Genomic DNA, 26,975 nt, shown 5'->3' on the forward strand with positions numbered 1-26,975 from the left:
TTTATGCCGGTAATTTAATGCTGGACGGTATTTAGTTAGCTAGCTAATAATTAGCCCAGCTTCGCTGATGCCTATCGCGACTATCGTTGTGTTTGTCCTGCCAAGAGTTGCCAGCCGTGCCCATTACCCTGCAAGCCCTGCTTGCTCCCAACCTTCCTGCATTGCAGTTCGCGATCAAGACCCTGCTCGGTGGTGGGGTAGCGCTGTGGCTGGCATTGCGCTGGGGGCTGGAGCAACCGGCCTGGGCCCTGATGACCGCATTCATCGTGGCTCAGCCGCTGTCCGGCATGGTCTTGCAAAAAGGTCTGGCGCGGCTGTTGGGGACCTTGGTGGGCACCCTTATGTCGGTGCTGTTCATGGGGCTGTTCGCCCAGACCCCCTGGCTGTTCCTCCTGGCCCTGGCGCTGTGGCTGGGGTTGTGTACGGCCAGTTCGACCCTGTTGCGCAGTGCCTGGTCCTACTCCTTCGTGCTGGCCGGCTACACCGTGGCCATCATTGCCTTGCCGGCCATCAGCCATCCCCTGGGGATCTTCGACCAGGCGGTGGCCCGCTGTACGGAGATTTCCCTGGGTATCATCTGCGCCACCGCCAGCAGCGCGCTGCTCTGGCCGCTGCGCGTCGAGCGACAGTTGGCCGATCAGGCCCGCAGCGCCTGGCACAGCGGGATGCAGGCGGCCCGTGCGACCCTGGCCGGGGATGCCCAGGCCCGCAAGGGCCTGCTGGAGATCCTCGGGCGCATCGTCGCCGTCGATGCCCAGCGCGAACATGCCTGGTTCGAAGGCCCGCTGGGCCGCCAGCGGGCCCGGGCGATCGGTGGCCTGAGCCAGAAACTGTTGATGCTGCTGCGCATCTCCCGTTCGGTGCGGCGCCAGTGGAAGCAGTTGGATAGCGTCGAAGCCGCGCGGTTGCAGCCGTGGATGGATCAGGTCCTGGCGGCCCTGGACAGCGCTGAGGGTGCCAGCCTGCAAGCCTTGTCGCCACGGGTGCTGGAGGCCTCCCGCGATGGGGCGATCAGCCCGGCGCAGAGTTACTGCCTGGCGCGTTTCAGCTTGTTGCTGGACACCGCCCTGGCTGCCACCCAGGCCTTGGAAGCGGTGCAGGAGGGGCGCGGGGCAATGGTGCAGCCGGCGACGCTGACACCTCACCGCGACTTGTCGCTGGCCCTGGTATTCGGCGCCCGCAGCGCCCTGGCTTTTCTGACGGTGGCCAGCTTCTGGCTGGCCACCGCCTGGCCCGCGGCCTCCGGGGCGATGCTCCTGACCTGTGTGGTCTGCAGCCTGTTCGCCAGCCGCGAGAACGGGGCGCAGATCGGCATGAGCTTCATGCGCGGGATCTTTCTGGCGGTTCCGGCAGCCTTCGTGGTGGGGCAGATCCTGCTGCCTCAGTGGAGCGGTTTCCCGATGCTGGCGATGGCCATGGGCGTGCCGCTGTTCTTCGGCGCCCTGGGCATGGCCAAGCCGCAGATCGGCGCCACGGCCACTTCGTTCTGCCTGCACTTCATCGTGCTGATCTCGCCGATGAACCGCATGAGTTTCGATGTTGCCAGTTTCTTCAATAACGCCCAGGCCATGGTGCTGGGGGTGGGCGCTGCGGTGCTGGCCTTCCATCTGCTGATCCTGCGCAACCCGGCGTGGCACGGCCGGCGCCTGCTGGCTGCGACCCTGCACGACCTGGTGCGCCTGACCCGGCGCAACCTGCGGGGTGCGGAAAGCTGGTTTGGCGGGCGCATGGCCGACCGCCTGTTGCAACTGGCGCGGCATTATCCGGAACTGCCGGAGCCGGCCCGCAGCCGCTGGGACGATGGCCTGCTGGGCCTGGATATCGGCGACGAACTGATGCACCTGCGCCTGAGCCTGGCGGTGGCCCAGGTACCGGTCGGCGCCGCGCAGCGAGCTTATTTCGAGCACCTGCAGCGCACTCTGGAACAAGGCCCGGCGGGCAGTCGTCAGGATGCCCTGGAGCAGCCCAGCGTGGCCCTGCTGGAGGCGCTGGGGCAGCAGCCGCCCAGTGATGCGTTGAAACTGGCGCAGGGCGCCGTCGTGCAATTGCAAAGCAGCTGGCGCAGTTGGTGCCGGCAGCAGGAGGAAAGTCATGGGGCTGCGTGAGTGGTCGCTGGGCGGGGTGCTGCTCAGCCCGTTCCTGAATTATGTGGTGCTGGCGCTGGTGCTGACCGGTGCCCTGCGGATGCTGGTGCGGGTAACCGGGCTGGGCCGCTGGATCTGGCACGAAGCACTGTTCGATTGTGCCCTGTACGTCTGTGTCTTGACGGTCATTACGCTGGTCCTGGGGCCCTTATAAGGAGTTGATCATGCGTACACCCGTACGTGTCGTGTTTACCCTCTGCCTGGTGGCGGTGGCGATCTTTGCCGGTTATCACCTGTGGCAGTACTACATGCTGACGCCCTGGACCCGCGATGCGCGGATCCGCGCCGACGTGGTGATAGTCGCCCCGGATGTGTCCGGCTGGGTGCGCGAGCTCAAGGTGGCGGACAACCAGCCAGTCAAGGCCGGCGAGTTGTTGCTGAGTATCGACCGCGACCGTTTCGAGGCCGCCCTGGAAAAAGCCCAGGCGGTGGTGCAGACCCGCCAGCAGCAGTTGAGCCTGCGCGAACATGAAGCCAGCCGCCGCGCTGCTCTTGGCCCCCAGGCCATCAGCGCCGAGCTGCGCGAGAACGCCCAGATCAACGCCGGCATCGCCCGTGGCGAGCTGCGCCAGGCCCAGGCCGAGGCCAAGGTCGCCGAATTGAACCTGGCCCGTAGCCAGGTGCATGCGCCCCGTGACGGGCATATCACCAACTTGCGCCTGGCCGAGGGCAACTACGTCAATGCCGGGCAGCCGGTGATGGCGCTGATCGATGACTCGACCTTCTATGTCCAGGCCTATTTCGAGGAAACCAAGTTGCCGCGGATCCAGGTCGGCGACCCGGTGAAGGTCTGGCTGATGAGCGCCGGTGATGCCCTGCAAGGCCATGTGGAAAGCATCAGCCGGGGGATCACCGACCGTAATGCCACGCCTGACGGGCAACTGCTGGCGGAAGTGGAGCCGACCTTCAACTGGGTACGCCTGGCCCAACGGATTCCGGTGCGGATCAAGCTCGACAAGGTGCCCGAAGGCATCAACCTGAGCGCCGGCATGACAGCCAGTGTGCAGGTGGAGGAGGGCGGCAAACAGTAGGAGCCGGCTTGCCGGCGAAAGCGCCGGCATAGCCTTCGCCGACAAGCCGGCTCCTGGGGAGCGAGACTCAGCCGATGGTGATGGCTGGCAGGGTCGGCAGGGTCACGGTCTGTTGCTTGCGTGGCGCGAGAATCTCGGCTTCGCCGTCCACCACCTGCTCATCGCGCTGGTTGAACACGCGGGTGGCGATGCGCACGCGGAACTTGGGCAGTTTTTCGAGGATCTCCAGGCGCACGGTCAGGGTGTCGCCAATCTTCACCGGCTTCTGGAAGCTCATCTGCTGGCCGATGTAGATGGTGCCCGGGCCTGGCAGCTCGCAGGCCACGGCGGCACTGATCAGCGCACCGCTGAACATGCCGTGGGCGATGCGCTCCTTGAACATGGTGGCGGCGGCGAACTCTGGGTCCAGGTGCACCGGGTTGTGGTCGCCGGACATGGCGGCGAACAGCTGGATGTCACGCTCCTCGACGGTCTTGCTGTACTGGGCGGTCTGGCCGACTTCCAGGGCTTCGTAAGGCGTGTTGGTTACCTGGGTCATGTTGCTGAAATCCTCTGACAGATAAATAAGCGCACTGGCTGCGCACCGGCTATTCCGACCGCGGTGGCCGGCGGTGCTGCAGGGCCTGGTCGAGCCAGGCCAGCACGTCGTGGGTCACTTGGTCACGGTTGCTTTCGTTGAACAGCTCATGACGTGCCTGGGGGTAGATATTGAGTTGCAGGCACTGGCTGCCGGCCTCGCGCAACGCGTTGGCCAGATCCTTGAGACGCTTGCCAGCGCTCACCGGATCACATTCACCACCCATTACCAGCAGCGGCAGGCCCGGATCGATCTGCTTGAGGTTGGCAATCTTGCTGATTTGCTGCAGCCCGCCCAGCAGATCGATCCACAACTGGTTGGTGCAACGAAAGCCGCACAATGGATCGGCCACGTACTTGTCGACTTCCGCCGGGTCGCGGCTGAGCCAGTCGAAGGCGGTGCGATTGGGTTTGAACGCCTTGTTGAACGAACCGAAGGACAGCCATTCGATCAGTGCGCTGCGCCCCTGGCCGCCCTGGCGCCAGCGTTCGATGCGGGCGATCAGGCTGGCGACGCGGTACAGCGCCACCGGCTGGAAATTCGAGCCGCTGAGAATCGCCCCGTGCAGGCTAGCGCTGTGATGTTGCAGATAGGCCTGGGCGATGTAGCTGCCCATGCTGTGGCCCAGAAGCACGATGGGCGTGCCGGGGTGCTGCTGGCCGATGTGCTGGTTGAGGCTGGCCAGGTCGCCGACCACCTTGCTCCAGCCGTTCTGGTCTGCGTAGTGGCCCAGCACCCCCTGTTCCGCCGTCTTGCCGTGGCCACGCTGGTCGGGGGCGTAGACGGCATAGCCTTCGGCGCACAAGGCCTGGGCCAGGCGCGCATAGCGCCCGCTGTGCTCGGCCATGCCGTGGGACAGCAGGACCACCGCCTTGAGTGGCGGTTCGGGCAGCCACTGGTTGACGAAGAGGCGGTGGTGGTCGCTCGTGGTCAACCAGAACGTGTCATGGGTCATGGCGATTCCTTTGCTCGAAGACGCTGCACTTTATAGCGCATCGGTGCCTGGGCGTCTGATTCGCGCGCCCGTTGGAAGCAAGATTCACAAAATTAATGACACACTTGCGCATATTTGCCTGAATCGCCATAGCTGCTAACGTCCGAGGAGCCCCGCCCCTGAGAGCGTTGCAGTGGCGGCCCGGACAGCTCAGGTACAAGAGAGGACAAGAATAATGCAACCTGATTTCTGGAATGATAAGCGCCCCGCTGGCGTCCCCAACGAGATCGACCTGGGGGCCTTCAAGTCGGTGATCGAGGTGTTTGAGCGTTCCTGCAAGAAATTCGCTGATCGCCCGGCCTTCAGCAACATGGGCGTGACCCTCACCTACGCCGAGCTGGAACGCTACAGCGCGGCCTTCGCCGGTTATCTGCAAAGCCATACCGATCTGGTTCCGGGAGACCGTATTGCGGTGCAGATGCCCAACGTTTTGCAGTACCCGATCGCGGTATTCGGAGCCTTGCGCGCAGGGTTGGTGGTGGTCAATACCAACCCGCTGTACACCGCGCGGGAGATGCGCCACCAGTTCAAGGATTGCGGGGCCCGGGCCCTGGTCTACCTGAACATCTTCGGCCAGAAGGTCCAGGAGGTGCTGGGGGATACCGATATCCAGTTCCTGATCGAGGCCCGGATGGGCGACATGATGCCCAGCGCCAAGGGCTGGCTGATCAATACCGTGGTGGACAAGGTCAAGAAGATGGTGCCGGCCTACCACCTGCCCCAGGCCATTTCCTTCAAGAGTGCCCTGCGCCTGGGGCGTGGCCAGAGCATCAAGCCGCTGCAGGTGGGCCACGACGATGTTGCGGTGCTGCAGTACACCGGGGGCACCACCGGCCTGGCCAAGGGCGCGATGCTGACCCACGGCAACCTGGTGGCCAACATGCAGCAGGCGCGGGCCTGCCTCGGCCAGCATGGGCCCGACGGCCACACCCAGTGGCGTGAAGGCCAGGAGGTGATGATCGCGCCGCTGCCGCTGTACCACATCTATGCCTTCACCGCGAACTGCATGTGCATGATGGTGACCGGCAACCACAACGTGCTGATCACCAACCCGCGGGACATCGGCGGTTTCATCAAGGAGCTGAAGAAGTGGCGTTTTTCTGCGCTACTGGGGCTCAACACGCTGTTTGTGGCACTGATGGATCACCCGGATTTCAAGAACCTGGATTTTTCCAATCTGAAGCTCACCAACTCTGGCGGCACGGCCCTGGTCAAGGCTACCGCCGAGCGCTGGCAGAAGCTGACCGGCTGCCGGATCACCGAAGGCTACGGGCTGACCGAAACCTCGCCGGTGGCCTGTACCAACCCCTATGGCGAGCGTTCGCGGCTGGGCACCGTCGGCCTGCCGGTACCGGGCACCACCTTGAAGATCATCGATGACCAGGGCGTCGAGCTGCCGCTGGGCGAGCGGGGCGAGCTGTGCATCAAGGGCCCGCAGATCATGAAGGGCTACTGGAACAAACCCGAGGCCACCGCCGAAGTGCTGGATGCCGAGGGCTGGTTCAAGTCCGGTGATATCGCGGTGATCGATCCGGACGGTTTCGTGCGCATTGTCGATCGCAAGAAGGACATGATCATCGTCTCGGGTTTCAACGTGTACCCGAACGAGATCGAGGATGTGGTCATGGCTCACCCGAAAGTCGCCAACTGTGCAGTCATCGGCATACCGGACGAGCGTTCCGGCGAGGCGGTGAAGCTGTTTGTGGTGCCGCGTGAGGCGGGGGTCAGCCTTGAAGAGCTCAAGGCCTACTGCAAAGAGAATTTCACCGGCTACAAGGTGCCCAAGCACATTGTGCTGCGTGACTCTTTGCCGATGACCCCGGTGGGCAAGATCCTGCGCCGCGAGTTGCGCGATATCGCTTGAGCCCAGGGCTTTTACCTGGCGGGCAAGCCGGTTGGCGCAACCGGCTTGCCCGCTCTGCATTCCGAGGGGCGCAAAGCCCCGGGCCAGAGCGGAATTCAGGTAGGTAGAATTTTTACTCTAAAAGTGACTATTTAAATGTCTTGAGTCATTTTTGTGACTATTCAGGCCTTCTTTGGCTCTAGTCGGCCTTTTCCAAAGCTGCTACTCTCGGCGCGCTTTGTGACTTCTCGGCCTAAGTAAAAGCCAGACTCACCAACAATAGACACCAATAAAAAACACAGACAAATAATAATCGCATCAAATGCGGTGATGAATTCGCGTTGCTGAGGAGTGGGCTTCCATGATCGAAGACTTTTGGAAGGATAAGTACCCAGCTGGGATTGCTGCCGATATCAATCCAGACGAGTATCCGAATATTCAGGCGGTGTTGAAGCAGTCCTGCCAACGTTTCGCTAACAAACCGGCCTTTAGCAACCTCGGCAAGACAATCACCTACGGTGAACTGTACGAACTGTCCGGGGCCTTTGCCGCGTACCTGCAGCAGCATACCGATTTGCAGCCCGGCGATCGAATCGCCTTGCAACTGCCCAACCTGCTGCAATACCCGATCGCGGTATTCGGTGCGATCCGCGCCGGCCTGATCGTGGTCAATACCAACCCGCTGTACACCGCGCGGGAAATGGAACACCAATTCAACGACTCCGGCGCCAAGGCCCTGGTCTGCCTGGCCAACATGGCCCACCTGGCAGAGGCCGTGGTACCCAAGACCGGGGTCAGGCACGTGATCGTCACCGAAGTGGCGGACCTGCTGCCGCCGCTCAAGCGCCTGCTGATCAACAGCGTGGTCAAGTACGTGAAGAAGATGGTGCCGGCCTATCACCTGCCCCAGGCCGTCAAGTTCAATGACGTTCTGCGCAAGGGCCATGGCCAGCCAGTGCAGGAAGCCAACCCTGCCAGCAGCGACGTGGCAGTGCTGCAATACACCGGTGGCACCACCGGGGTCGCCAAGGGCGCCATGCTGACCCACCGCAACCTGGTGGCCAACATGCTGCAGTGCAAGGCGCTGATGGGCTCCAACCTCAATGAAGGCTGCGAGATCCTCATCACCCCGCTGCCGCTGTACCACATCTATGCGTTCACCTTCCATTGCATGGCCATCATGCTCATGGGCAACCACAACATCCTGATCAGCAACCCGCGGGACTTGCCGGCGATGGTCAAGGAGCTGTCGAAGTGGAAGTTCAGCGGCTTTGTCGGCCTCAACACCCTGTTTGTCGCCCTGTGCAACAGTGAAGCGTTCCGCAAGCTGGATTTCTCGGCGCTGAAAGTCACCTTGTCCGGTGGCATGGCCCTGCAACTGGCGGCGGCCGAGCGTTGGAAGGAAGTGACCAACTGCCCGATCTGCGAAGGCTACGGCATGACCGAGACCAGCCCGGTGGCCACGGTCAACCCGATCCAGAACATCCAGATCGGCACCATCGGCATTCCGGTGCCTTCGACCCTGTGCCGGGTGGTGGACGACGCCGGGGAAGAGCTGCCCCTGGGCGAAGTCGGCGAACTGTGCGTGAAGGGCCCGCAGGTGATGAAGGGCTACTGGCAGCGCCAGGATGCCACCGATGAAGTCCTCAACAGCGAAGGCTGGCTGAAGACCGGTGATATCGCGCTGATCCAGCCCAATGGCTACATCCGCATCGTCGACCGCAAGAAGGACATGATTCTGGTCTCCGGTTTCAACGTCTATCCCAATGAGCTGGAAGACGTACTGGCCTCGCTGCCGGGCGTGCTGCAGTGCGCGGCGATCGGCGTGCCGGACGAGAAATCCGGTGAGACCATCAAGATCTTCATCGTGGTCAAGCCGGGCGTGACCCTGACCAAGGAGCAGGTGATGGCGCACATGCGTGCCAATGTCACCGGCTACAAGGTGCCCAAGGCTGTTGAGTTCCGCGATGCGTTGCCAACCACCAACGTCGGCAAGATCCTGCGCCGCGAGCTGCGTGACGAAGAGCTGAAGAAGCTCGGCGTGAAGAAGTAAGCCGCAGCGCCCACAAAAAAGCCCCGCCAGTGCGGGGCTTTTTTATTGGGCGGCGCCCGCCTTACTGCTGGAACTGGGCGAAGCTCACGCCGGTGCCGGCCGGGCGCACGTCCTTGAGGAAGGAGTCCTTGTCGGCGCTCAACTCCAGGCTCAGGGCGGCCTTGCGCTTGCCTTCGTTGCGGATCACCAGGCCTTCGAGTTTTTCCCGCAGGAACACCGTAGGCACTTTCAGGTGCAGCAGTTGATCGGTGTCCGGGGTGTGCAGCAGCAGGTGCACCCATTCGTACTGACCGATGGCCAGGCGGGTGACCAGGATATCGAACCACCAGATATTGCGGTTGCGGTTCAGCTCCGCGAAGTGGCAGTTGTTGACGCCCAGCACCGCACCGCCCAGTTCCTGGTTCCTGCGGGCGATAGCCTGCTTTTTATCGAGTTTCATAACGTTCCTACGGGGATTGGATCTTCAGTGCTTGGCCTGAACAGGGGGAGCATTCTCCCGGGTTGCCCGGCAAACATAAAGCGCTACCTGGGCGGCGCGATGAAATGCCCGGAAAAAATAATTGAAACTCTGCGCGAAAGCCGCGGGTCAACCTTGGGTAACGACGCAATCCCCTTTGTTCGATCAATGAATGTTCTACGGAGAAATACCATGGGCAGCACAGCGGATAAGGCAAAAGGTCTGGCTAACGAAGCCATCGGTAACGTCAAGCAAGGTGTCGGCAAAGCCACCGACAACACCAAGCTGCAGGCTGAAGGCAAGCTGCAGGAGAAGAAAGGCGAAGCCCAGCAAGCGGTGGGCAAAGCCAAGGATGCAGTGAAAAAGACCATCGACAAGGCCTGAAAACGGCCTGTTCGATGACCCACTGCAGCGGCCATCCACGGATGGCCGTTTTCATGTGAGGTGTGGGTGAGAGAGGGGAATCGGCCACTGGAAATGGTTGCGGTTCGCCAACTAGGCTAATTTGTTGTAGAAAACGCCCCCTGAGTCGCTATCGACTTCAACCTTTTTGCGGCGAAAGGAGACGCTATGATTTTTCCGGACCTCAAAGGTTTGCCCCTGCACCGGGTACTGATCCGCACGGTGAATGAGTTCATCGCGGACGAGATGTCCACCTACGCCTCGGCACTGGCCTACCAGATGCTGTTCTCGCTGTTCCCCTTCATTCTGTTCCTGATCGCCCTGATCGGTTTCCTCCATCTGCCGGACTTCTTCACCTGGCTGCGCCTGCAGTCGGAGCTGGTGCTGCCCCACGAGGCCCTGGAGCAGGTCAACCCGGTCATCGATCAATTGCAGCAGTCCAAGGGTGGCCTGCTGTCCATCGGTATCGTCATCGCCCTGTGGACCGCTTCGGCGGGTGTACGCCTGATGATGAGCGCGATGAACGCCGCCTACGACGTGGTCGAGGGGCGGCCGATCTGGAAGCGCTTCCCGCTGTCGGTGTTCTACACCGTGGGCATTGCCGGCATGCTTCTGGCCGCCGCGGCGCTGATGGTGCTGGGGCCGCAGGTGATGGCCTGGCTGGCGGGGCAGGTGGGCCTGGAGGACTTCATCGTCACCCTGTGGACCATCCTGCGCTGGCCGGTGATCGTGCTGCTGATGATGGTGGCCGTGGCCCTGATGTACTACGTGATGCCCGATGTGCAGCAGAAATTCCGTTTCATCACCCCGGGCTCGGTGCTGGCGGTGGTGGTATGGATCGTCGCTTCCCTGGGTTTTGCCTACTACGTGAAGACGTTCGCTAACTACAACGCCATGTATGGCAGTATCGGTGCGATCATCGTGCTGTTGCTGTACTTCTATATCTCCGCCGCGGTGCTGTTGCTGGGAGCGGAGATGAACGCGGTGATCGAACACATGTCGGCCGAAGGCAAGGACCCTGGCGAAAAGGACTTTGACCAGCACGACGAAAAACAACACGTTTCGGGACTGGGCCGGGACCACTCGCTCAAGCCGACCACTGACGAAGCCTGATCATGATCCGTGAAATCCTCAAGATGGGCGATGAGCGCCTGCTGCGCATCGCCCCGCCGGTACCGCCGGAAATGTTCGACAGCCCCGAGCTCTGGGAACTGATCGACGATATGTTCCAGACCATGGAAAGCGTGGGTGGCGTCGGCCTGGCGGCGCCGCAGATCGGTGTCGACCTGCAACTGGTGATCTTCGGCTTCGAGCACAGCGAACGTTATCCGGAAGCCGAAGCTGTGCCGCAAACCATCCTCATCAATCCGCTGATCACGCCCTTGAGCCCGGTGCTGGAAGAGGGCTGGGAAGGTTGTCTCTCGGTTCCCGGCCTGCGCGGCGCGGTGCAGCGCTACCAGCACATCCGCTACGAAGGCTTCGACCCCAGGGGCGAGCCCATTGTGCGCGTGGCCTCGGGTTTCCACGCCCGGGTGGTGCAGCATGAGTGCGATCACCTGATCGGCCGGCTGTATCCCTCGCGGATCAGCGATTTCAGCAAGTTCGGCTTCACCGAAGTGCTGTTTCCCGACCTCGACCCCAACGCCGACGAATAAGCCCCGGCCCGCCCGGTGTCAGGGCCTCGACCCAGGCCGGTCGATGGCCATGGCCAGCAACGGTTTGCTGCGCTGGTAGCGGGCCAGCCGTTCGTTCAAGGCGTGTGGCAGGCAGGTCGTGCTGCAGAAGCCCATCGACCGGTACAGGGCCTGCAGGTCCGGATGGCAGAACAGCCAGACCGGGCCTTCGACGCTTTGCACGGCCTGCCCCACCAGCTGGGTGGCCAGCCCCTGGCCGCGACTGGTCGGGGCGACGAACAGGCCTGTCAGCCAATAGCCTTCAGCTGCCGGGCTCAGGCTCATGCCAGCGATGATTTCACTGCTTCTGGCAACCCAGAGCTGCCCCTCGGAAGCGGCGCGCATGGATGACCGGTGCTGGCGATAGAACTTGTTCAGCAAGGGCCGTTCAACCTCGGCAAGCAGGTTGATCTGGAGGTCGGGCATGAGGTTTCCGGATTTGGCAACAGGGGCCGGCGGATTATAAAAGAACCCTGGCCGACTATAGGTGCTATACCTGAAGCCTTTCCCGCATCAGTGGAGTGAACGTCATGTCCAAAGGTATGAACGCCAAGAAAAATGCCAAGAAAAAGCCGGCAAAGAGCGCAGACGAGAAACGCGCCGAGAAAAAGGCCAAGAAGACCGAAGTGAATATCTTCGGCCACTGATCACTTTGACGAAGCCCGCCCCGCGGGCTTCGTGCTCTCTCCCCTCAGGCCAGTTCCAGCGCCAGGGCATCGCGTACCGCCGGTCGCTGTTCGACCCGAGCCTGGAACCGCGACAGCGCCGGCCAGTTCGCCAGGTCGATGGCGAACAATGCCGTCCAGCGCAGGACGGTGAACAGGTAGGCATCGGCGATCCCGAACTGCGCGCCTTGCAGGTAGTCCTGGTGTTCCAGCGTCTGCTCGAGCAAGGCCAGGCGCTTGAACAACTTCTGCTTGAACACCTCTTTCACCCCATCATCGAACCCCGGATTGAACAGCCAGCCCATGATCCCGTGCACTTCGCTGGTGATGAAGTTCAGGGTTTCCTGCAGGCGCACCCGTTCCCAGCTGCCATTGGCCGCGGCCAGGCCGGACTCGGGCTTGAGGTCGGCGAGGTATTGCAGGATGGCCGGGCCTTCAGTGAGGACCTGGCCATCGTCCAGTTGCAGCGCGGCTACGTAGCCCTTGGGGTTGATGGCGAGGAAGTCCCGGCCGTCGGCGGTGCGCTTGCTGCGGTTGTCGACGCGGATGGCCTCGAACGGCAATTGCAGCTCGCGCAGCACGATATGGGAGGCCAGGGAGCAGGCTTGGGGGGCGTAGTAGAGTTTCATCGGCAGGTCTCTGGTGAACGTGCGAGCCAGTGTCGTGCAAGGCGGCAACATGGGTAAAATTAATCTTTCAGAACACTGCCATAAGGACAGCTACTGCCATGATGAACCTGATGCACTGGCGCCTGCTGGTGGCGATTGCCGAGTGCGCCACCATCACCCGGGCCGCCGAGCAGGTGGGCATGACCCAGTCCGGGGCCAGCCAGGCCCTGGCCCAGATGGAGGACATGCTCGGGGTGCAGCTGTTTGTCCGCGAGAGCCGCCAGGCGCTGCCCACGGCGATCGGTTTGCAGGTGCTGGCCCAGGCGCGGGTGATGCTCGAGGCCCTGGCCGAGGTCCGCCGGCAGGTGGACGCGGCGCGGGGCATTCCTCAAGGCAGTGTGCGACTGGCGGGCTTTCCCATGGTCCTGGCGGCTTTCCTGCCGCCGTTGCTGCGGAGTTTCAAGCAGCTGTATCCGGGCATCGAGGTGGTGCAGCTGGAGGTCAGTGATGATGAAGTCGAAACGCTGCTAGAGGCGCAACTGGTGGACCTTGGGGTCGTGCTCAACCCGGCCCCCGAGCGCCGCTCTTGGTTGCTGGGGCGTGATTCGTGGGTCGCGGTGCTACCTGAAGATCACCCCTGGCAGGCCTCGACCATCGACCTTGAAACCTTGCTGGCGCAGCCCTTTGTCCTGGCCACCGGGGGCTGTTCGGTGAATGCCCGCAGCCTGGCCGCCGAGGCCGGGATTCCCCTGGCCGACGTCCGGGTGGAGGTGCGGGAATGGAACAGTGCCTTCAGCCTGGTGCGCGAGCGGCTGGGAGTGACTCTGGTGCCACAGAGTACGTTACCGGTGCAGCGCGAAGGGTTGCGGGTGCTGGAACTGAGCACAGGAGTGGAGCGGGAGTTCGCCCTGGTAGCGGCGCCGGGGCGGGAGTCGAGTGTGCTGGTCCAGGCGTTTCTGTCGACCCTCGAAGAGTTTTAGTGCGGGAGCTTCCCGGGCTTTGCCACAGGCTCTGTTTATGTCTTGTTTGTTACTTGTCGCGAATGCACTTCAATACCTCGAAAGTTGTGAAAACAGACTGACTAGTGGCCTTGCATAGAGACTGCGGCTGTCTATGCTCAATTGTGAAAATTCGTATCTGTTGGCCTATGAGTATCCGTCCCGCGCGGCCTGCGCCGTTGTAACCGGTATGCGTGCGACCTTCATCCAGGGCGCAGTATTGAATCCATGAATAAAGGCGAGAGTGCGCAGTTAGAGGCACCGCAGTATCAGGAGTGTCGATTTAGATGGAGTTTCTTAACTTTGTTAGGTCAGGCCCGGAAATGGGGCATCAAGTAAAGGATGGCTTGATAAGAGCGTTGCAACATGGACTCTCCGATTAAACATCATTTATCACCTGACACTTCCTCTCTCATATGGAGGGAGGCGCTTGCCCTGTTTTATAGATCGTTGTGGTGGATCAGTTGAAAGACTAGAAACTTCCGTCAATCAAAAGACAGCGTTGAAGGTGATACAACCATGTTTAACCTACATCACAAGGCTGACCTGCTGGAAATCGAACGATTCAACTGTGCGCTGAGCGAGGCCAACGCCAAGTTGGCGGCGATCAGTCGTTCCATGGCGATGATCGAGTTCTCGCCCGATGGCATCGTGCTGGATGCCAATGAAAACTTCTGCCAGGTCATGGGCTACTCCGCAGAAGACATACGTGGCAAGCATCACCGGATTTTCTGTGAGGAAGAGTTCTATCGCAGCGAGGAGTACAGCAAGCTGTGGCGCGACCTGGGGCGTGGCGAACCGGTCAGCGGGACTTTTCTGCGCCTGGACAAGCGTGGCCGGGAGATCTGGCTCGAAGCCAGCTACATGCCGGTGTTCGATGCCGATCGTCAGGTGCGCAGTGTGATCAAGGTGGCGTCGGACATCTCCGAACGCATCCATGTCGAACATGAGAACCAGAGCCTGCTGAACGCTATCGGCCGTTCCATGGCCATCATCGAGTTCAGCCCGGACGGCAGGATCATCACCGCCAACGACAACTTCCTGAAGACCATGCAGTACACCCTGAATGAAATCGTTGGCCAGCATCACAGCATGTTCTGCCACCGTTCCGAGGCTGAATCCCCGGAGTACAAGCAATTCTGGGCTTCGTTGAACCGGGGCGAGTTTCACTCCCATCGTTTCGAGCGGGAAAACAAGTATGGGCAGACGGTGTTTCTCGAAGCCTCCTACAACCCGCTGTTCGATACCAAGGGCCGCCTGTACAAGGTGGTGAAGATCGCCAGCGACATCACCGATCAGATGACCACCTTGCGCTCCGCCGCCGAGTCCGCCCACAGCACCTCGGTGCAGAACGACGCCTGTGCGCAGAAGGGCTCGGAGGTGGTGCAGCAAACCGTGGAAATCATTCAGCAGATTTCCCATGACCTCAATGAAGCGGCCCACAGCATCGATGCGGTGAGCAAGCAGTCGGACATCATCGGCAGCATCGTCCAGACCATCCGCGGTATCGCCGACCAGACCAACCTGCTGGCCCTCAACGCGGCCATCGAGGCCGCCCGTGCCGGTGAGCACGGGCGCGGTTTCGCCGTGGTCGCGGACGAGGTGCGCAGCCTGGCGGCGCGCACCAGCCAGGCGACGGTGGAAATCGTCGAGGTGGTGCGCAAGAACCACGACCTGTCGACGAGCGCGGTGACCAGCATGCAGTCGAGCCTGAGCCGCACCGGGCTCGGGGTCGAACTGGCGAATGAGGCGGGGGAGGTGATCCTGGAGATCCAGCAGGGCTCGCGGCACGTGGTGGATGCCATCAGCCAGTTCAACTCGACCCTGCAGTTGCAGTAGCCGGTTTTCGCCGGGCACAAAAAAGGGTTCCCATGGGGAACCCTTTTGCGCCCAGCGGGGTTACAGCGCGGCGAGGAACTTCTCGTCCACCGGTTTGGCGCTGTCCTTGGCGTCTTTCTCTTCCTTGGCCAGTTGCATCTTGTCCTGCAGGCGCTGGGCAATTTCCTGGTTGATCGCCAGCTGGCGCTCTGGCGGCAGGTTCTTCAGGTCTTCCTCGGTCAGCCCCATGTCCTTGAGGATGCTGTCGCGCAGGCGCTGTTCCGGGGTCTTGCTCATGTAGTCCTTGAACTCGCTCAGCGCGCCGGTTTCCGTCGCGCTGGTAGCCTGCGCGGCGCTGGCGGTCGGTGGCGTGGCCTGGAGCAGCACGCGGGTCTTGGCGAAGGCGGCGTTGACGTTGTCGTCCACGCTGTTGGCCTGCTGGCTGGAGGACTGGGACGCCGGGTAGGTCACGGAGTTCTGGGCCTGTTGCAGCATGCCGCTGTACAGCGCGCTGGCGGCTGCGGTAGTCGGGTCCATATCGGTGCGCGAGGTGGGCTGCACCGAAACGGATTTCTGGGCGTTGACCAACATGATCGGGAACCTGTGTAAGAGAACTAGGCTGAGGTTTTAGCAAGTTCCATGCCGATTGATACGGCCTTGTATATCAAGGGCTTGGCTCAAGACGCCGGTCGTGGCTGCCAGCAAGCGGACAAGTCTTGCCGCTTTCAGGCAACCGCTGCCGGCGCCGTCTTCATGCGTGGGCAATGTCTTCCAGGGCCAGGTTGCGGGTGCGCGGCCCGAAGCGGCCGATGGTCAGGATCACGATCAGCATGCTGCTGACGATAAAGGCCAGGACCCCGGGCGTGCCGAAATGCTCGAGGAAAAAGCCCACCAGCAAACTGCTGAACACCGTCGACAAACGGCTGAACGAGTAACAGAAGCCCACCGCCCGGGCGCGAATGTTGGTGGGGAACAATTCGCTCTGGTAGGAGTGGTAGCTGAAGCTCAGCCAGGCATTGCAGAAGGTGATCATCACCCCGCAGACAATCAGCCCCAGGGCGCTGCTCTGCAGGGCGAACAAGGTGCCGAAGGTCATGGCGCCCAGGGCCGAGCCGACGATCTGCCACTTGTTCTCGAAGCGGTTGGCGAAACGCACGAACAGCAGCGGCCCCAGGGGGTAGGCCAGGGTGATGATGAAGGCGTACAGCAGGCTGTGGGTGACGCTCACGCCCTGGCCCGACAGCAGCGCCGGCAGCCAGTTGCCGAAACCGAAGAAGCCGATGGCCTGGAACACGTGAAACACGATCAGCATCAGGGCCCGGCGGCGGTAGGGCGGTTGCCAGATATCGGCGAAGCGCCCACGGCCCTGGATATCCACGGCCTGGGGTTCGGGCTCATCCAGCGGCTTGGCGTAGTCCCGGGCGCAACGGGTCTCGAGGCCTTGCAGGATCCGGTCGGCTTCGTCGAAGCGCCCGTGCTGGGCGAGCCAGCGTGGCGACTCCGGCAAGCGTGAGCGCAACCACCAGATGAACAGGGCGAACACCGCGCTGGCCAGCACCACCCAGCGCCAGCCGGAGATCCCCCAGGGCGCCTGGGGCACCAGCCACCAGGACATCAGCGCCACTGCCGGCACCGACAGGAACTGCACGAAAAAGGCAAAGGCGAAGGCCGAGCTGCGCATGCGCTTGGGCACCAGTTCGCTGAGGTAGGCGTCGATGGTCACCAGTTCGATGCCCAGGCCGATGCCCACCAGGAATCGCATGCAGATGATCCCCGACGCCGTGCTCTGCAGCCCCATCAGCACCGTGGCCAGGGTGTACCAGATCAGGGCGAAGGTGAAGATCGCCCGGCGTCCGAAGCGGTCGGCTATCGGGCTCAGCAGGCTGGCGCCGAGGAACAGGCCGAGAAAGGTCGCCGAGGCGAAGGCCGCCTGGTCGGAAAAACCGAACACCCCCTGGTTGCCGCTGGCGAAGATCCCGTCGCGGATCAGCCCCGGGCTGATGTAGGCGGTCTGGAACAGGTCGTACAGCTCGAAAAAACCGCCAATGGACAGCAGCGCCACCAGGCGCCAGATCGTGGCCACGGCAGGCAGGCGGTCGATGCGCGCGCTGATGCCGGCGGCGCGTTGAGGGTCGAGGTCGCTGGTGAGCGGGGCAGAGGCGGGCATGCAGGGAATTCCACAGGACACAGAGCGGAAATCTTAGCCTGCTAACGGAAACCAAGGATTGTGAATCCACGTGCGTAAACCGGAGGATGCGCTGATTTATTGTCGTATTTCGTTACATCTGCCGGATTTATAGCGCAATGCCGGGCACCCGCGCGTGACGGCGGGTGCCCCGTGGTGGCTCAGTAGGTGATGGGAATGCCGAAATTTTCCTGGAAGGCATCGTCCACCGGTTCGTAGCCCAGCACCCGGGTGGTTTCGCTGAGGTCCAGGCGCTTGAAGCGATTGTTGGAAATGCCGTGGCCGATCAGCAGTTGCACCCCCGGGGTTTCCACTGCCCGTTGCAACAACTGCACTGCATCCCGTGGGCTGAGCCAGGCGCTCAGGTCGCGGGTGGTGGTCAGTTCGTGGTGTTTCGGGTCTTCGAACGCACCAATGCGCAGGGCAATGCAGGACAGCCCGCGCTTGGCGGCATAGAAGGCGCATAGCGCCTCGCCGTAGCACTTGCTCACGCCATACAGGTTGGCTGGCATCACCGGCATGCCCGGAGTGATCTGCCGGTCCACCGGGTAGCCCTCGATGGTCTGGGCGCTGCTGGCAAATACCAGGCGCCGGCAACCGGCCTGTACCGCGGCCTCGAACAGGTAGGTGGTGGCGAGGATGTTGTTCGGCAGCAACTCGTCGAAGCTGGCGCTGGCATGGGGAATGCCGGCCAGGTGCACGATGACGTCGATCCCCGGGAGCAGGCGGCCGATGGCTTGCGGGTCGTCGAAGTCCAGGCGCACGAAGCGGTGTGGCGCGGGGATTTCGAAGTCCGGCTCCACCCGGTCGGTGAGGGTGAAGCGGTGGCGCTCCTGGGAGCCCTGAAAAAACACCTTGCCGATCCTGCCGCAAGCGCCGGTCAGTAGTACGTTAAGTCCGTTCATTTCGAATCTCCGATGGGCCAGAGGAGGGATGGCCAGCTCAGGCGATGCCATTGCGCCCGTGCAGCATGAAGCCCGGGTGCAGGCTGAGGCGTTCGTAGTAGGCGGCCACGGCGGGGTAGGCCGGGTGCTCCATGGGGGTCATCTTCCAGCGATTCACCGAGAGACCAAGAACGATATCCGCAAGGCTGAAATCCTCGCCCAGAACATAGGCGCCCGAGCGCTCGAGCTGGCGTTCGAGGATTTGCATCTTGGCATTCCAGGCCAGCAGGCTGGCGCCGATGCGCTGGCTGTCCTGGTAATCCGCATGCTGGCGCACCAGGCCCATGAAGGCATAGCTCCAGGACGGGTTCAGCTCGGTGGCCTGCCAGTCCATCCACTGTTCAACCAGGGCCCGGGCGCGCGGGGCCGTGGGCAGCAGGCCGCTGCCGGGGTGCAGGTTGGCCAGGTAGCGGCAGATGCTGTTGGATTCCCACAGGACCCCGGCGTCGTCGATCAGCACCGGTACCTGGGCATTGGGGTTGAGGGCGAGAAACTCGGGGGTATGGGTGGACTGAAAGCCACTACCCCAGTCTTCCTGCTGGTAGGAAAGCCCAAGCTCCTCACAGGTCCACAAGACTTTCCTGACATTGATGGACGAGGCTTTACCGAGAATTCTGCAGCGGGTTCCCATGACGCTTCCTTGTTCGTGGTACTGGATGGCCATGGGAATCTAACAGCGTGGCGTCGTCTCGGCGACGATCAATTTGCCGATACGGGTATCTCAGGCCGGATCGGGGAGGGCCGAGGCCGGCAAGCCGAAAACCCGGTCGAACAGCCAGTTGAAGGCAAAGGTGTAGCAGGGGATGAACAGGATCAGCGCCAGGTCCAGGAGAAAGGCCTGCACCAGGCTGATCGCCATCCACCAGGCGATCAGCGGGATCAGGAACACGATCAGGGTCAACTGGAAACCCACGGCATGGGCAATGCGCCGCTTGACCGTACGGGTGCGCGATGGCTGGCGGCTTTCCCAGCGCTCGAACAGGGTGGTGTAGATGAAGTTCCAGGTCACCGCGATGCTGGTGATGACCACCGCCAGCGGCCCGGTGCTGCTGGGCGAGGTGCCGGACAGCAGGGCCAGGCCCAGGGCCGAGAAGGTCATGCCGAACACTTCGAATAAAGAGACATAGACCAGTTTGCGTTTCACGCCTTGCATGCGGGTTCCTCGATTTTGAATGGGAATGGCCAGCCTGAGGGTGGCGCAGGGCGCGGAAGATAGCTTCAATCAAGGTGACAGAAAAAGTCGGAAGCTTTCAGTTTTCCTGATAGGTTGTTTCTCATGAACTTCTCCAGCGACAGCATCCAGTTGTTTCTCGCCGTGCTCGATCGCGGCTCCTTTTCTGCGGCGGCGCGTTCTTTGGGCAAGGTGCCTTCGGCCGTGAGCATGGGCATCGCCAACCTCGAGGCGGAGTTGGGGTATGCGCTGTTCGATCGCAGCCACCGCGAGCCGCTGCCCACGCCGCTGGCCTTGTCCCTGGCGCCCCATGCGCGGCTGATTGCCGACCAGCTCAAGCAATTGCAGGTGCATGCCGTCGAGCTGTCCCTGGGCCTGGAGAGCAAGCTGTCGATCGCGGTGGTGGATGACATCGACAAGCAACGGGTACTGGCCGCCATCAAGCTGATTGCCGAGCGTTATCCGCTGCTGGAAGTCGAGCTGCTCAGTGCTCCCCAGGATGACGTGCTGCACCTTTTGCACAGTGGCCGGGTCAGCGTGGGCGTGGCCTTTGCCGGGTTGAGCGTGAATGCCCTGGAGTATTTCCAGTACCTGGGCTGCGAGCGGATGATTGCCTGCATTTGCGCCGGGCACCCTGTGTTCCAGGCCAGTGACGGTTCGCTGTACCTGGAAGAGCTGATCAAGGTCCGTCAGGTGGTGGTGGCCAGCCGCGACCTGCCCCTGAGTGATACCCGGCCCCTGGTGGGCGAGTCGCTGTGGCGCACCGACAGCCTGGCCATGGCCCTGCACATGGTGGAGGCGGGGATCGGTTGGGGCAATTTCCCGTTGTCGGTGATCCAGCCGTTGCTGGCGGTGGGGCGCTTGCAACGGCTGCATTTCAAGAACATCGACAACGGCCTGGTGTTGCCGGTGCACGCGGTGTGGTTGAAGAACCAGCCTTTGCAGAAGGGGGCCCTGGCCCTGGTGCAGTTGCTCAGCGGCGAGGACCCGGCGCTGGGGGCCGTGGCCCCGCCTGCCTGAGTGCCTACGCCAGGGCTTGCCGGCGCAACCAGTGCAGCAGTTTTCCGCTGGCCGAATCCGGGTCTATGGCCTGGGGGGAAAGCAGGTAATAAGCGCTGCCATCGGCGACAAAGCCGAAGGGCGCACACAGCAGCCCGCCCTCCAGGTCGTCACGCACCAGTTGCCAGGGGGCAATGGCCAGACCCAGCCCGGCCACGGCCGCTTGCAGGCTGAAGTAGAAGTGCTCGAAGACCTGCTCCGGTGGCGTCGGGGCAACCGGTTGTTGCTGCAATTGCAGCCACTGTTGCCAGGCGTGCGGCCGGGTGGCGCTGTGCAGGCGCGGTGCCTGCGCCGCCAGTTGCGCCAGCCCGGCCGTTGCCGGGGTCCAGTCGGCCTGGCGCTCGGGGCGGCATACCGGGCCTATGGCTTCGTCGAATAGCCAGTGGGCCTGGGTGTCGCGGCTCCAGGCAAAGTCGTTGCGGCGGATCGCCAGGTCGATACCGGCACCGAACGAGAAGGGCCCGCCGCCGGCCAGCAGCTGGATCGGCACTTGCGGGTGCTCGGCATAGAACCCCGGCATGCGCGGAATCAGCCAGCGCATCAGCAGCGTCGGCTCGCAGGACAGCACCAGCGGTGCTGCGGGAGCCGGGGCTCGCAGGCGGCTGGCGGTGCTCTCGATTAGGTCCAGGGCCTGGGTCACGCTGTGCAGCAGTTCGGCTCCGGCGGCGGTGAGAAAGACCCGCTGGCTGCGGCGCTCAAAGAGAGGGGTGCCGAGGTCCTCTTCCAGGGCGCGCACCGCACGGCTGATGGCGCCGTGGGTCAGGTGCAGGGTGGCGCCGGCCTGGGTGAAGCTTTCCAGGCGTGCAGCGGCTTCGAAGCAGCGCAAGGCGCTCAGCGGGGGCAGGCGCCGTCGCGAGAGTTGTGAGTTTTTATCACCAGGAATGTCAGTTTTCATCGTTATCGGCCTGGGTCATGGTCCCAATACAGTAGCGCCTGATTCTATAGCCTAGGCGTATTCAACGTGACCGAACTGTTACTCGTAATCACCATTACCATTCTTGCTGTACTCAGCCCCGGGGCCGACTTTGCCCTGGTAACCCGCAACAGCCTGCTGCTTTCGCGCCGCCACGGCGTGTTCACGGCCCTGGGCATCGGGCTCGGGGTCATGGTGCATATCGGCTACAGCTTGCTGGGGGTGGGGGTGCTGTTGCAGCAGTCGCTGCTGTGGTTTACCGGCTTGAAGATCGCGGGTGCGCTGTACCTGATCTACCTGGGCATCAAGCTGTTGCGCAGCCCTGAGCAACGTCCGGGGGAAGAACCGGCAGAGGGGGCTCGGATGTCGACCTGGGGCGCCTTGCGCAGTGGCTTTCTGACCAATGCCCTGAACCCCAAGACGATGATTTTCGTTCTCAGTCTGTTCATGCAGGTGATTCAGCCGGGCACGGCCTTGCCGGTACAGATCGGCTACGGCGCGATCATCGTCCTGGCCCACGTGCTGTGGTTCGTGCTGGTGGCGCTGTTTTTCTCGGCACCGGCGATTGCCGGCCGGCTACTGGCCTACAAACGCCGGATCGATCAGTTGTTCGGCGCGGTGCTGGTGGGCTTCGGCCTGTTGCTCAGTGTCCTGAGCGTCAGGCCCTGAGGCGTTTCAGGTGCTTTCCCGAACCCGCAGTTCAAACCCCATGTCCACCACCGGCTCGGCCACGCTGTTGCCGGCCAGCAGGGTCAGCATCTGTTCGGCGGCGCGGCGGCCAATGGCTTCGCGCGGAGTGCTGATGCTGCTCAGGCGCGGCACCATGTGTTCGGAGGAGGGCAGGTCGTTGAAGCCCAGCACCGCCACCTGCTCGGGCACCTTGATCCCGCAGCGCATGGCTTCCAGCAGCGCGCCCTGGGCCAGGTCGTCGTTGCCGAAGAAGATCGCGTCCACCTGGGGCTGGCTCTGCATCAGTTGCAGGAACAGCTCGGCCCCCAGGCCGACGGACGAGGGCCGTGGGGTCAACAGTTCCAGGTCGGGGTTGTACAGCCCGGCCTGCTGCAGGGCACGGCGGAAACCTTCGCCGCGCAGCAGGGTGCGCTGGTCCAGTTGCGCACCGACGTAGGCCAGGTGCTTGCGCCCGCGGGAAATCAGATGCTGGGCCGCCGTTTCGCCGGCGTTCAATTGCGAGAAGCCCACGCAGTTGAGCCCGGCGCCGGAGTCCAGGTCCATCATGTAGACGCAGGGAATGTTGTTCGCCTCGATCATCCGTCGGGCGCTTTCGGTGCGGTCGAAACCGGTCAGCAGCAGCCCCCGGGGCTGGTAGGTCATGTAGTTGCGCAGCAGGTTTTCTTCTTCGTCCCGAGAATAGTGGCAGTTGCCGATCAGCACTTCGAAGCCTTTGGGGCGCAGTACCTGGTGGATGGCTTCCAGGGTTTCGATGAACAGCAGGTTGGACAGCGACGGCACCAGCACCACCACCGACTGGCTCTGCGCCGAAGCCAGGGCGCGGGCGGCGGAGTTGACCACGTAGTTCAGTTCCTGCGCGGCCTTCTGCACCTTTTCCACCAGTTCGGTGGCCACGCTGCTGACGCCGCGCAGGGCCCGGGAGGCGGTAATCGGGCTGACTCCGGCCAGGCGGGCGACTTCATTGAGGGTGGGACGGCCCGTGGTACGGGTGTTTTTATCGTTTTTATGAGTGGTCATCAGACGGCTTGCCAAACAAAATTCAAGTCTCTAAGGTAGCGCTGTCCTGAAACAGCTGCAATGCGTGAGCGAGGTGTGCCTGACCCTCGCTCTTTGGTTTGGCGGACTATATACGCGGCAACCCACAAAAATGACAAGAAGGCGTCGGCAGACACTGTTTTTGTACTAGATTTTTTATTTGCGAAGGTAGCGCTGTCTGCGCGCTGAGGTGTTTCATGAGTCAACCCATCACCGCCCTGGTCATCATGGGTGTTGCCGGCTGCGGCAAGTCCAGTGTCAGTCAGGCCCTGTGCCAGCGCAGCGGCGCCATGGCCATTGAAGGCGATACCTTCCACCCGGCGGCGAACATCGCCAAGATGAGTGCCGGCATTCCCCTCGACGACGAAGACCGTGCCGGCTGGCTCGACAGCCTGTGCGATGAACTGCGTCGTGCCCTGGCCGCCGGCCAGCACCCGGTACTGACCTGCTCGGCGCTCAAGCGCAAGTACCGCGAGCGCCTGCGCGCCGCCACGCCCGGCCTGGGCTTTGTCTTTCTCGAACTGACTCCGGCAGTCGCCGCCGACCGTGTGGCGCACCGGCCAGGGCATTTCATGCCTTCGACCCTGATCGACAGTCAGTTCGCCACTCTCGAATCCCCGGTGGGGGAGCCGCTCACCCTGGCCCTGGATGCCAGCACCCTGAGCGTCCAGCGCCTGGCCGAACTGGCCAACCAATGGTGGCTGGAGCATGGCCTGGAACCTTCACATTAAGTGCTGGCTCGAAAAAGGTAGCGCTATCCCACTCGGCCCTTGTTTTTAACGCTTTAATAAAAACAACAAACCGGAGGCAATCCCATGTTTGGCATGTCCCAAGAGACCTATCTGCTGGTTGATGCAGTGGTCACTATCATCGGGCTGATCGTGTTGATCACCCGATTCAAGCTGCACCCCTTCATCGCTCTGATCATCGCCGCGGGTTTCCTCGGCCTGACGTCGGGCATGCCGGTGGACAAGATCATCAAGGCGTTCCAGGACGGCTTTGGTGGCGTGCTCGGTTTTGTCGGCATCATCCTGGCCCTGGGTACCATGCTCGGCAAGATGATGGCCGAGTCCGGTGGCGCCGATCAGATCGCCCAGACCCTGATCCGCTCGTTCGGCAAGGAGCGGGTGCAGTGGGCGATGATGTTTGCCGCCTTCCTGGTGGGCATCCCGCTGTTCTTCGAGATCGGCTTCGTGCTGCTGATTCCGCTGGTGTTCATCGTTGCGCGGCGTACCGGGGTATCGCTGATCAAGATCGGCATTCCGCTGCTGGCCGGCCTGTCGGCGGTGCACGGCCTGGTGCCGCCGCACCCGGGGCCGCTGCTGGCCATCGGCGTGTTCGGCGCCGACATCGGCAAGACCATCCTGTATGGGCTGATCGTGGCGCTGCCCACGGCGATCATCGCCGGGCCGATCTACGGCACTTTCATTGCCAAGTACATTCCCGGCAATCCGTCCCAGGAACTGGTGGACCAACTGGCCCGCGAGCCCCAGGCCGCCCAGTTGCCCAGCTTCAGCGTGACCCTGGTGACCGTGCTGCTGCCGGTGTTCCTGATGCTGCTCAAGACCTTCGCCGACGTGGCGCTGCCGGACGGACACTTCTTCCGCATCTGGATGGACATGATCGGCCACCCGATCACCGCCTTGCTGCTGGCGCTGCTGCTGTCGCTGTACACCTTCGGCTACAAGCAGGGCATCGGTTCCAAGCAGATTCTCAAACTGTTGGATGCCAGCCTGGCGCCGACCGCGGCGATCATCCTGATCATCGGTGCCGGTGGCGGCTTCAAGCAGATGCTGGTGACCAGCGGCGTGGGTGACGTGATCGGCCATATGGCGGTCAATGCGCAGATCTCGCCGATCCTCCTGGCGTGGCTGGTGGCGGCGGTGATCCGTATCGCCACCGGTTCGGCCACCGTGGCCACCATCACCGGTGCCGGCATCGTGGTGCCGGTGGTGGGGATGATCCCCGGGGTCAACCGCGAGCTGCTGGTGCTGGCCACCGGCGCCGGCTCGCTGATCCTGTCCCACGTCAACGACGCCGGGTTCTGGCTGGTCAAGCAGTACTTCAACATGACCGTGGCCGAGACGTTCAAGACCTGGACGGCGATGGAAACCATCCTTTCGGTGGTGGGCCTGATCTTTATCCTGCTGCTGTCGTTGGTGGTTTAAACGGCTTCGCCGGCAAGCCGGCTCCTACAGGGAGCAGGTTGTCGGTGAAACGCGAGTACAAAAAAACCGCATCGCTGCGGTTTTTTTGTGGCTGAAAGCATCTCAGCTTTTCTGCACCAGGCCGTCGGCGCGGAACATGCCGCGGATGCCGCGCACTGCCTGGCGAATCCGGTCCTGGTTTTCGATCAGGGCGAAGCGCACGTGATCGTCGCCGTATTCACCAAAACCCACCCCCGGCGAGACACAGACCTTGGCCTCGGCCAGCAGCTTCTTGGCGAACTCCAGGGAGCCCAGGTGCGCGTAGGCCTCGGGAATCTTGGCCCAGACGTACATCGAGGCCTTGGGGTTCTCCACCATCCAGCCCAGTTCGTGCAGGCCCTTGACCAGCACGTTGCGCCGCTGCCGGTACTGTTCGGCAATGTCGCGCACGCATTGCTGGTCGCCTTCCAGGGCGGCAATCGCCGCCACCTGCAACGGGGTGAAGGTGCCGTAGTCGTGGTAGCTCTTGATCCGCGCCAGGGCGCTGACCAGTTCCGGGTTGCCCACCATGAAGCCGATGCGCCAGCCGGCCATGTTGTAGCTCTTGGACAGGGTGAAGAACTCCACCGCGATGTCCTTGGCGCCCGGCACCTGCATGATCGACGGGGCTTTCCAGCCGTCGTAGACGATGTCGGCGTAGGCCAGGTCATGGATCACCAGCACGTCGTACTGCTTGGCCAGGGCGATCACCCGTTCGAAGAAATCCAGCTCCACGCACTGGGCGGTGGGGTTGGACGGGAAGCCGAGGATCATCATCTTCGGCTTGGGGATCGAACCGCGGATGGCCCGCTCCAGCTCGGCGAAGAAATCCACCCCGGGCACCAGCGGCACCGAGCGCACCTGGGCGCCGGCAATGACCGCGCCGTAGATGTGGATCGGGTAGCTGGGGTTGGGCACCAGCACCGTGTCGCCCTGGTCCAGGGTGGCCAGCATCAGGTGCGCCAGGCCTTCCTTGGATCCGATGGTGACGATGGCTTCGCTTTCCGGGTCGATATCGACCTCGTAGCGGTCCTTGTACCAGCGGGAAATCGCCCGGCGCAGCCGCGGAATGCCCTTGGAGGTGGAGTAGCCGTGGGTGTCTTCGCGCTGGGCGACGGTGACCAGTTTCTCGACGATATGCGGCGGGGTAGGGCCGTCGGGGTTACCCATGCTCAAGTCGATGATGTCTTCGCCGCGCCGACGCGCAGCCATCTTCAGCTCGGCAGTGATATTGAAAACATAGGGGGGAAGACGATCGATGCGCGCAAAGCGGCGCGGCGAACCTTGTTCGGCCATTGTTGCCTCGAAAAGACGTAAGCGCCCGGAACCGTCCGAGCGACGTTGGCCACTGCGGTGGCCTGCGGGGCAGACGATACGGGCGCCGCCGCCGGCTTGTCCAGAGGCGCGGAAAATTATTTTTGGTGCGCCGGGCGGATTTGCGAGGGGGCAGGATTTGCCGCTATAACGTGCACGCTTCTTGCCTGCAAGGGCTGTGAGCTGCCTCAGCCGGCCCGGCTTTCCCGGGTTCC

Annotated in this window: 26 protein-coding genes and 2 pseudogenes; 15 read left to right on the forward strand and 13 right to left on the reverse strand. The window is 62.6% G+C overall.

Going from position 1 to position 26,975, the window contains the following annotated elements:
• Positions 1-116 precede the first annotated feature (116 nt).
• Genes AC07R1_RS20890 through AC07R1_RS20900 form a run of 3 tightly spaced genes read left to right on the forward strand, consistent with a single transcriptional unit; the run spans position 117 to position 3,175 of the window.
• Positions 117-2,105, forward strand: coding sequence for an FUSC family protein (locus AC07R1_RS20890; RefSeq protein WP_125063705.1), 1,989 nt, complete (start codon positions 117-119; stop codon positions 2,103-2,105).
• Positions 2,092-2,298, forward strand: a complete 207-nt coding sequence (locus AC07R1_RS20895; RefSeq protein ID WP_495110903.1) for a DUF1656 domain-containing protein — start codon at positions 2,092-2,094, stop codon at positions 2,296-2,298. The genes AC07R1_RS20890 and AC07R1_RS20895 overlap by 14 nt, the downstream gene beginning before the upstream one ends.
• Before the next feature lie 10 nt (positions 2,299-2,308).
• Positions 2,309-3,175, forward strand: coding sequence for an efflux RND transporter periplasmic adaptor subunit (locus AC07R1_RS20900; RefSeq protein WP_011062856.1), 867 nt, complete (start codon positions 2,309-2,311; stop codon positions 3,173-3,175).
• A gap of 67 nt (positions 3,176-3,242) precedes the next feature.
• Here the strand turns inward: AC07R1_RS20900 and AC07R1_RS20905 are convergent, their stop codons facing one another.
• Both AC07R1_RS20905 and AC07R1_RS20910 read right to left on the reverse strand, forming a co-directional pair.
• The gene (locus tag AC07R1_RS20905) at positions 3,243-3,713 is read right to left on the reverse strand and encodes a MaoC family dehydratase (RefSeq protein WP_495110904.1); all 471 of its coding nucleotides are present in this window, start codon (positions 3,711-3,713) and stop codon (positions 3,243-3,245) included.
• Positions 3,714-3,762: 49 nt separating this feature from the next.
• The gene (locus AC07R1_RS20910) at positions 3,763-4,707 is read right to left on the reverse strand and encodes an alpha/beta hydrolase (protein WP_011062854.1); all 945 of its coding nucleotides are present in this window, start codon (positions 4,705-4,707) and stop codon (positions 3,763-3,765) included.
• A 214-nt stretch (positions 4,708-4,921) separates the two neighbouring features.
• On the opposite strand from AC07R1_RS20910, the gene fadD2 reads away from it, so the two are divergent.
• Both fadD2 and fadD1 read left to right on the forward strand, forming a co-directional pair.
• A complete protein-coding gene (gene fadD2, locus AC07R1_RS20915; protein WP_011062853.1) occupies positions 4,922-6,610 on the forward strand; it encodes a long-chain-fatty-acid--CoA ligase FadD2 in 1,689 nt (562 codons plus the stop codon).
• A 340-nt stretch (positions 6,611-6,950) separates the two neighbouring features.
• On the forward strand, positions 6,951-8,642 hold the full coding sequence (fadD1, locus tag AC07R1_RS20920) for a long-chain-fatty-acid--CoA ligase FadD1 (RefSeq protein WP_011062852.1): 1,692 nt from the start codon (positions 6,951-6,953) through the stop codon (positions 8,640-8,642).
• A gap of 61 nt (positions 8,643-8,703) precedes the next feature.
• Here the strand turns inward: fadD1 and AC07R1_RS20925 are convergent, their stop codons facing one another.
• The gene (locus AC07R1_RS20925) at positions 8,704-9,081 is read right to left on the reverse strand and encodes a hypothetical protein (RefSeq protein WP_015636730.1); all 378 of its coding nucleotides are present in this window, start codon (positions 9,079-9,081) and stop codon (positions 8,704-8,706) included.
• A 210-nt stretch (positions 9,082-9,291) separates the two neighbouring features.
• On the opposite strand from AC07R1_RS20925, the gene AC07R1_RS20930 reads away from it, so the two are divergent.
• From AC07R1_RS20930 to def, 3 genes are all read left to right on the forward strand, one after another.
• Complete coding sequence (locus AC07R1_RS20930; RefSeq protein WP_011062850.1) at positions 9,292-9,483, forward strand: CsbD family protein; 192 nt, start codon at positions 9,292-9,294, stop codon at positions 9,481-9,483.
• Between the two features lie 186 nt (positions 9,484-9,669).
• On the forward strand, positions 9,670-10,614 hold the full coding sequence (locus AC07R1_RS20935) for a YihY/virulence factor BrkB family protein (RefSeq protein WP_015636729.1): 945 nt from the start codon (positions 9,670-9,672) through the stop codon (positions 10,612-10,614).
• Positions 10,615-10,616: 2 nt separating this feature from the next.
• Complete coding sequence (gene def, locus AC07R1_RS20940; protein ID WP_011062848.1) at positions 10,617-11,156, forward strand: peptide deformylase; 540 nt, start codon at positions 10,617-10,619, stop codon at positions 11,154-11,156.
• A gap of 18 nt (positions 11,157-11,174) precedes the next feature.
• Here the strand turns inward: def and AC07R1_RS20945 are convergent, their stop codons facing one another.
• Together AC07R1_RS20945 and gstA are read right to left on the reverse strand one after the other, a co-directional pair.
• Entirely contained in the window at positions 11,175-11,600 is a 426-nt protein-coding gene (locus AC07R1_RS20945) for a GNAT family N-acetyltransferase (RefSeq protein WP_015636728.1), read from the reverse strand.
• A 265-nt stretch (positions 11,601-11,865) separates the two neighbouring features.
• On the reverse strand, positions 11,866-12,468 hold the full coding sequence (gstA, locus tag AC07R1_RS20950) for a glutathione transferase GstA (RefSeq protein WP_011062846.1): 603 nt from the start codon (positions 12,466-12,468) through the stop codon (positions 11,866-11,868).
• Positions 12,469-12,566: 98 nt separating this feature from the next.
• On the opposite strand from gstA, the gene AC07R1_RS20955 reads away from it, so the two are divergent.
• The 3 genes and pseudogenes from AC07R1_RS20955 to AC07R1_RS20965 all read left to right on the forward strand — a co-directional run.
• Positions 12,567-13,427 (forward strand): LysR family transcriptional regulator, encoded by an 861-nt coding sequence (locus tag AC07R1_RS20955; RefSeq protein WP_495110905.1) that lies wholly within the window; start codon positions 12,567-12,569, stop codon positions 13,425-13,427.
• 537 nt (positions 13,428-13,964) lie between these two features.
• Positions 13,965-14,738, forward strand: a pseudogene (locus AC07R1_RS20960) (PAS domain-containing protein); the annotation flags it as partial.
• 126 nt (positions 14,739-14,864) lie between these two features.
• Positions 14,865-15,284, forward strand: a pseudogene (locus AC07R1_RS20965) (methyl-accepting chemotaxis protein); the annotation flags it as partial.
• Between the two features lie 60 nt (positions 15,285-15,344).
• Here AC07R1_RS20965 and AC07R1_RS20970 read toward each other — a convergent pair.
• From AC07R1_RS20970 to AC07R1_RS20990, 5 genes are all read right to left on the reverse strand, one after another.
• A complete protein-coding gene (locus AC07R1_RS20970) occupies positions 15,345-15,854 on the reverse strand; it encodes a hypothetical protein (RefSeq protein ID WP_011062843.1) in 510 nt (169 codons plus the stop codon).
• A gap of 160 nt (positions 15,855-16,014) precedes the next feature.
• Entirely contained in the window at positions 16,015-17,430 is a 1,416-nt protein-coding gene (locus AC07R1_RS20975) for an MFS transporter (RefSeq protein ID WP_210483333.1), read from the reverse strand.
• Between the two features lie 179 nt (positions 17,431-17,609).
• Positions 17,610-18,353, reverse strand: a complete 744-nt coding sequence (locus tag AC07R1_RS20980) for an NAD-dependent epimerase/dehydratase family protein (protein ID WP_495110906.1) — start codon at positions 18,351-18,353, stop codon at positions 17,610-17,612.
• Positions 18,354-18,390: 37 nt separating this feature from the next.
• Positions 18,391-19,023, reverse strand: coding sequence for a glutathione S-transferase family protein (locus tag AC07R1_RS20985; RefSeq protein WP_011062840.1), 633 nt, complete (start codon positions 19,021-19,023; stop codon positions 18,391-18,393).
• Positions 19,024-19,113: 90 nt separating this feature from the next.
• The gene (locus tag AC07R1_RS20990; RefSeq protein ID WP_015636721.1) at positions 19,114-19,545 is read right to left on the reverse strand and encodes a PACE efflux transporter; all 432 of its coding nucleotides are present in this window, start codon (positions 19,543-19,545) and stop codon (positions 19,114-19,116) included.
• 123 nt (positions 19,546-19,668) lie between these two features.
• Between AC07R1_RS20990 and AC07R1_RS20995 the strand changes: the two genes are divergently transcribed.
• Positions 19,669-20,583, forward strand: coding sequence for a LysR family transcriptional regulator (locus AC07R1_RS20995; RefSeq protein ID WP_495110907.1), 915 nt, complete (start codon positions 19,669-19,671; stop codon positions 20,581-20,583).
• Positions 20,584-20,587: 4 nt separating this feature from the next.
• Here AC07R1_RS20995 and AC07R1_RS21000 read toward each other — a convergent pair whose 3' ends face one another.
• Positions 20,588-21,517: a LysR family transcriptional regulator gene (locus AC07R1_RS21000; RefSeq protein WP_041119577.1), complete on the reverse strand. Its 930-nt coding sequence runs from the start codon at positions 21,515-21,517 to the stop codon at positions 20,588-20,590.
• A gap of 66 nt (positions 21,518-21,583) precedes the next feature.
• Between AC07R1_RS21000 and AC07R1_RS21005 the strand changes: the two genes are divergently transcribed.
• Positions 21,584-22,204, forward strand: coding sequence for a LysE family transporter (locus AC07R1_RS21005; protein WP_011062836.1), 621 nt, complete (start codon positions 21,584-21,586; stop codon positions 22,202-22,204).
• A 6-nt stretch (positions 22,205-22,210) separates the two neighbouring features.
• Here AC07R1_RS21005 and gntR read toward each other — a convergent pair whose 3' ends face one another.
• Positions 22,211-23,242: an HTH-type transcriptional regulator GntR gene (gntR, locus tag AC07R1_RS21010; protein WP_011062835.1), complete on the reverse strand. Its 1,032-nt coding sequence runs from the start codon at positions 23,240-23,242 to the stop codon at positions 22,211-22,213.
• Between the two features lie 215 nt (positions 23,243-23,457).
• On the opposite strand from gntR, the gene AC07R1_RS21015 reads away from it, so the two are divergent.
• Positions 23,458-23,991, forward strand: coding sequence for a gluconokinase (locus AC07R1_RS21015; RefSeq protein ID WP_011062834.1), 534 nt, complete (start codon positions 23,458-23,460; stop codon positions 23,989-23,991).
• An 84-nt stretch (positions 23,992-24,075) separates the two neighbouring features.
• Entirely contained in the window at positions 24,076-25,428 is a 1,353-nt protein-coding gene (locus tag AC07R1_RS21020) for a GntP family permease (RefSeq protein WP_011062833.1), read from the forward strand.
• Between the two features lie 102 nt (positions 25,429-25,530).
• On the opposite strand, the gene alaC is transcribed toward AC07R1_RS21020, so the two are convergent.
• A complete protein-coding gene (alaC, locus tag AC07R1_RS21025; protein WP_053153377.1) occupies positions 25,531-26,742 on the reverse strand; it encodes an alanine transaminase in 1,212 nt (403 codons plus the stop codon).
• Positions 26,743-26,975: the final 233 nt, after the last annotated feature.

The sequence above is a fragment of the Pseudomonas sp. GW821-FHT07F01 genome, assembly GCF_059418825.1.

Coding starts and splice junctions, on each gene's coding strand:
- AC07R1_RS20895 (WP_495110903.1), top strand. CDS start 2,092: ATGGGGCTGCGTGAGTGGTCGCTGGGCGGGGTGCTGCTCAGCCCGTTC.
- AC07R1_RS20900 (WP_011062856.1), top strand. CDS start 2,309: ATGCGTACACCCGTACGTGTCGTGTTTACCCTCTGCCTGGTGGCGGTG.
- AC07R1_RS20905 (WP_495110904.1), bottom strand. CDS start 3,713: ATGACCCAGGTAACCAACACGCCTTACGAAGCCCTGGAAGTCGGCCAG.
- AC07R1_RS20910 (WP_011062854.1), bottom strand. CDS start 4,707: ATGACCCATGACACGTTCTGGTTGACCACGAGCGACCACCACCGCCTC.
- fadD2 (WP_011062853.1), top strand. CDS start 4,922: ATGCAACCTGATTTCTGGAATGATAAGCGCCCCGCTGGCGTCCCCAAC.
- fadD1 (WP_011062852.1), top strand. CDS start 6,951: ATGATCGAAGACTTTTGGAAGGATAAGTACCCAGCTGGGATTGCTGCC.
- AC07R1_RS20925 (WP_015636730.1), bottom strand. CDS start 9,081: ATGAAACTCGATAAAAAGCAGGCTATCGCCCGCAGGAACCAGGAACTG.
- AC07R1_RS20930 (WP_011062850.1), top strand. CDS start 9,292: ATGGGCAGCACAGCGGATAAGGCAAAAGGTCTGGCTAACGAAGCCATC.
- AC07R1_RS20935 (WP_015636729.1), top strand. CDS start 9,670: ATGATTTTTCCGGACCTCAAAGGTTTGCCCCTGCACCGGGTACTGATC.
- def (WP_011062848.1), top strand. CDS start 10,617: ATGATCCGTGAAATCCTCAAGATGGGCGATGAGCGCCTGCTGCGCATC.
- AC07R1_RS20945 (WP_015636728.1), bottom strand. CDS start 11,600: ATGCCCGACCTCCAGATCAACCTGCTTGCCGAGGTTGAACGGCCCTTG.
- gstA (WP_011062846.1), bottom strand. CDS start 12,468: ATGAAACTCTACTACGCCCCCCAAGCCTGCTCCCTGGCCTCCCATATC.
- AC07R1_RS20955 (WP_495110905.1), top strand. CDS start 12,567: ATGATGAACCTGATGCACTGGCGCCTGCTGGTGGCGATTGCCGAGTGC.
- AC07R1_RS20970 (WP_011062843.1), bottom strand. CDS start 15,854: ATGTTGGTCAACGCCCAGAAATCCGTTTCGGTGCAGCCCACCTCGCGC.
- AC07R1_RS20975 (WP_210483333.1), bottom strand. CDS start 17,430: ATGCCCGCCTCTGCCCCGCTCACCAGCGACCTCGACCCTCAACGCGCC.
- AC07R1_RS20980 (WP_495110906.1), bottom strand. CDS start 18,353: ATGAACGGACTTAACGTACTACTGACCGGCGCTTGCGGCAGGATCGGC.
- AC07R1_RS20985 (WP_011062840.1), bottom strand. CDS start 19,023: ATGGGAACCCGCTGCAGAATTCTCGGTAAAGCCTCGTCCATCAATGTC.
- AC07R1_RS20990 (WP_015636721.1), bottom strand. CDS start 19,545: ATGCAAGGCGTGAAACGCAAACTGGTCTATGTCTCTTTATTCGAAGTG.
- AC07R1_RS20995 (WP_495110907.1), top strand. CDS start 19,669: ATGAACTTCTCCAGCGACAGCATCCAGTTGTTTCTCGCCGTGCTCGAT.
- AC07R1_RS21000 (WP_041119577.1), bottom strand. CDS start 21,517: ATGAAAACTGACATTCCTGGTGATAAAAACTCACAACTCTCGCGACGG.
- gntR (WP_011062835.1), bottom strand. CDS start 23,242: ATGACCACTCATAAAAACGATAAAAACACCCGTACCACGGGCCGTCCC.
- AC07R1_RS21015 (WP_011062834.1), top strand. CDS start 23,458: ATGAGTCAACCCATCACCGCCCTGGTCATCATGGGTGTTGCCGGCTGC.
- AC07R1_RS21020 (WP_011062833.1), top strand. CDS start 24,076: ATGTTTGGCATGTCCCAAGAGACCTATCTGCTGGTTGATGCAGTGGTC.
- alaC (WP_053153377.1), bottom strand. CDS start 26,742: ATGGCCGAACAAGGTTCGCCGCGCCGCTTTGCGCGCATCGATCGTCTT.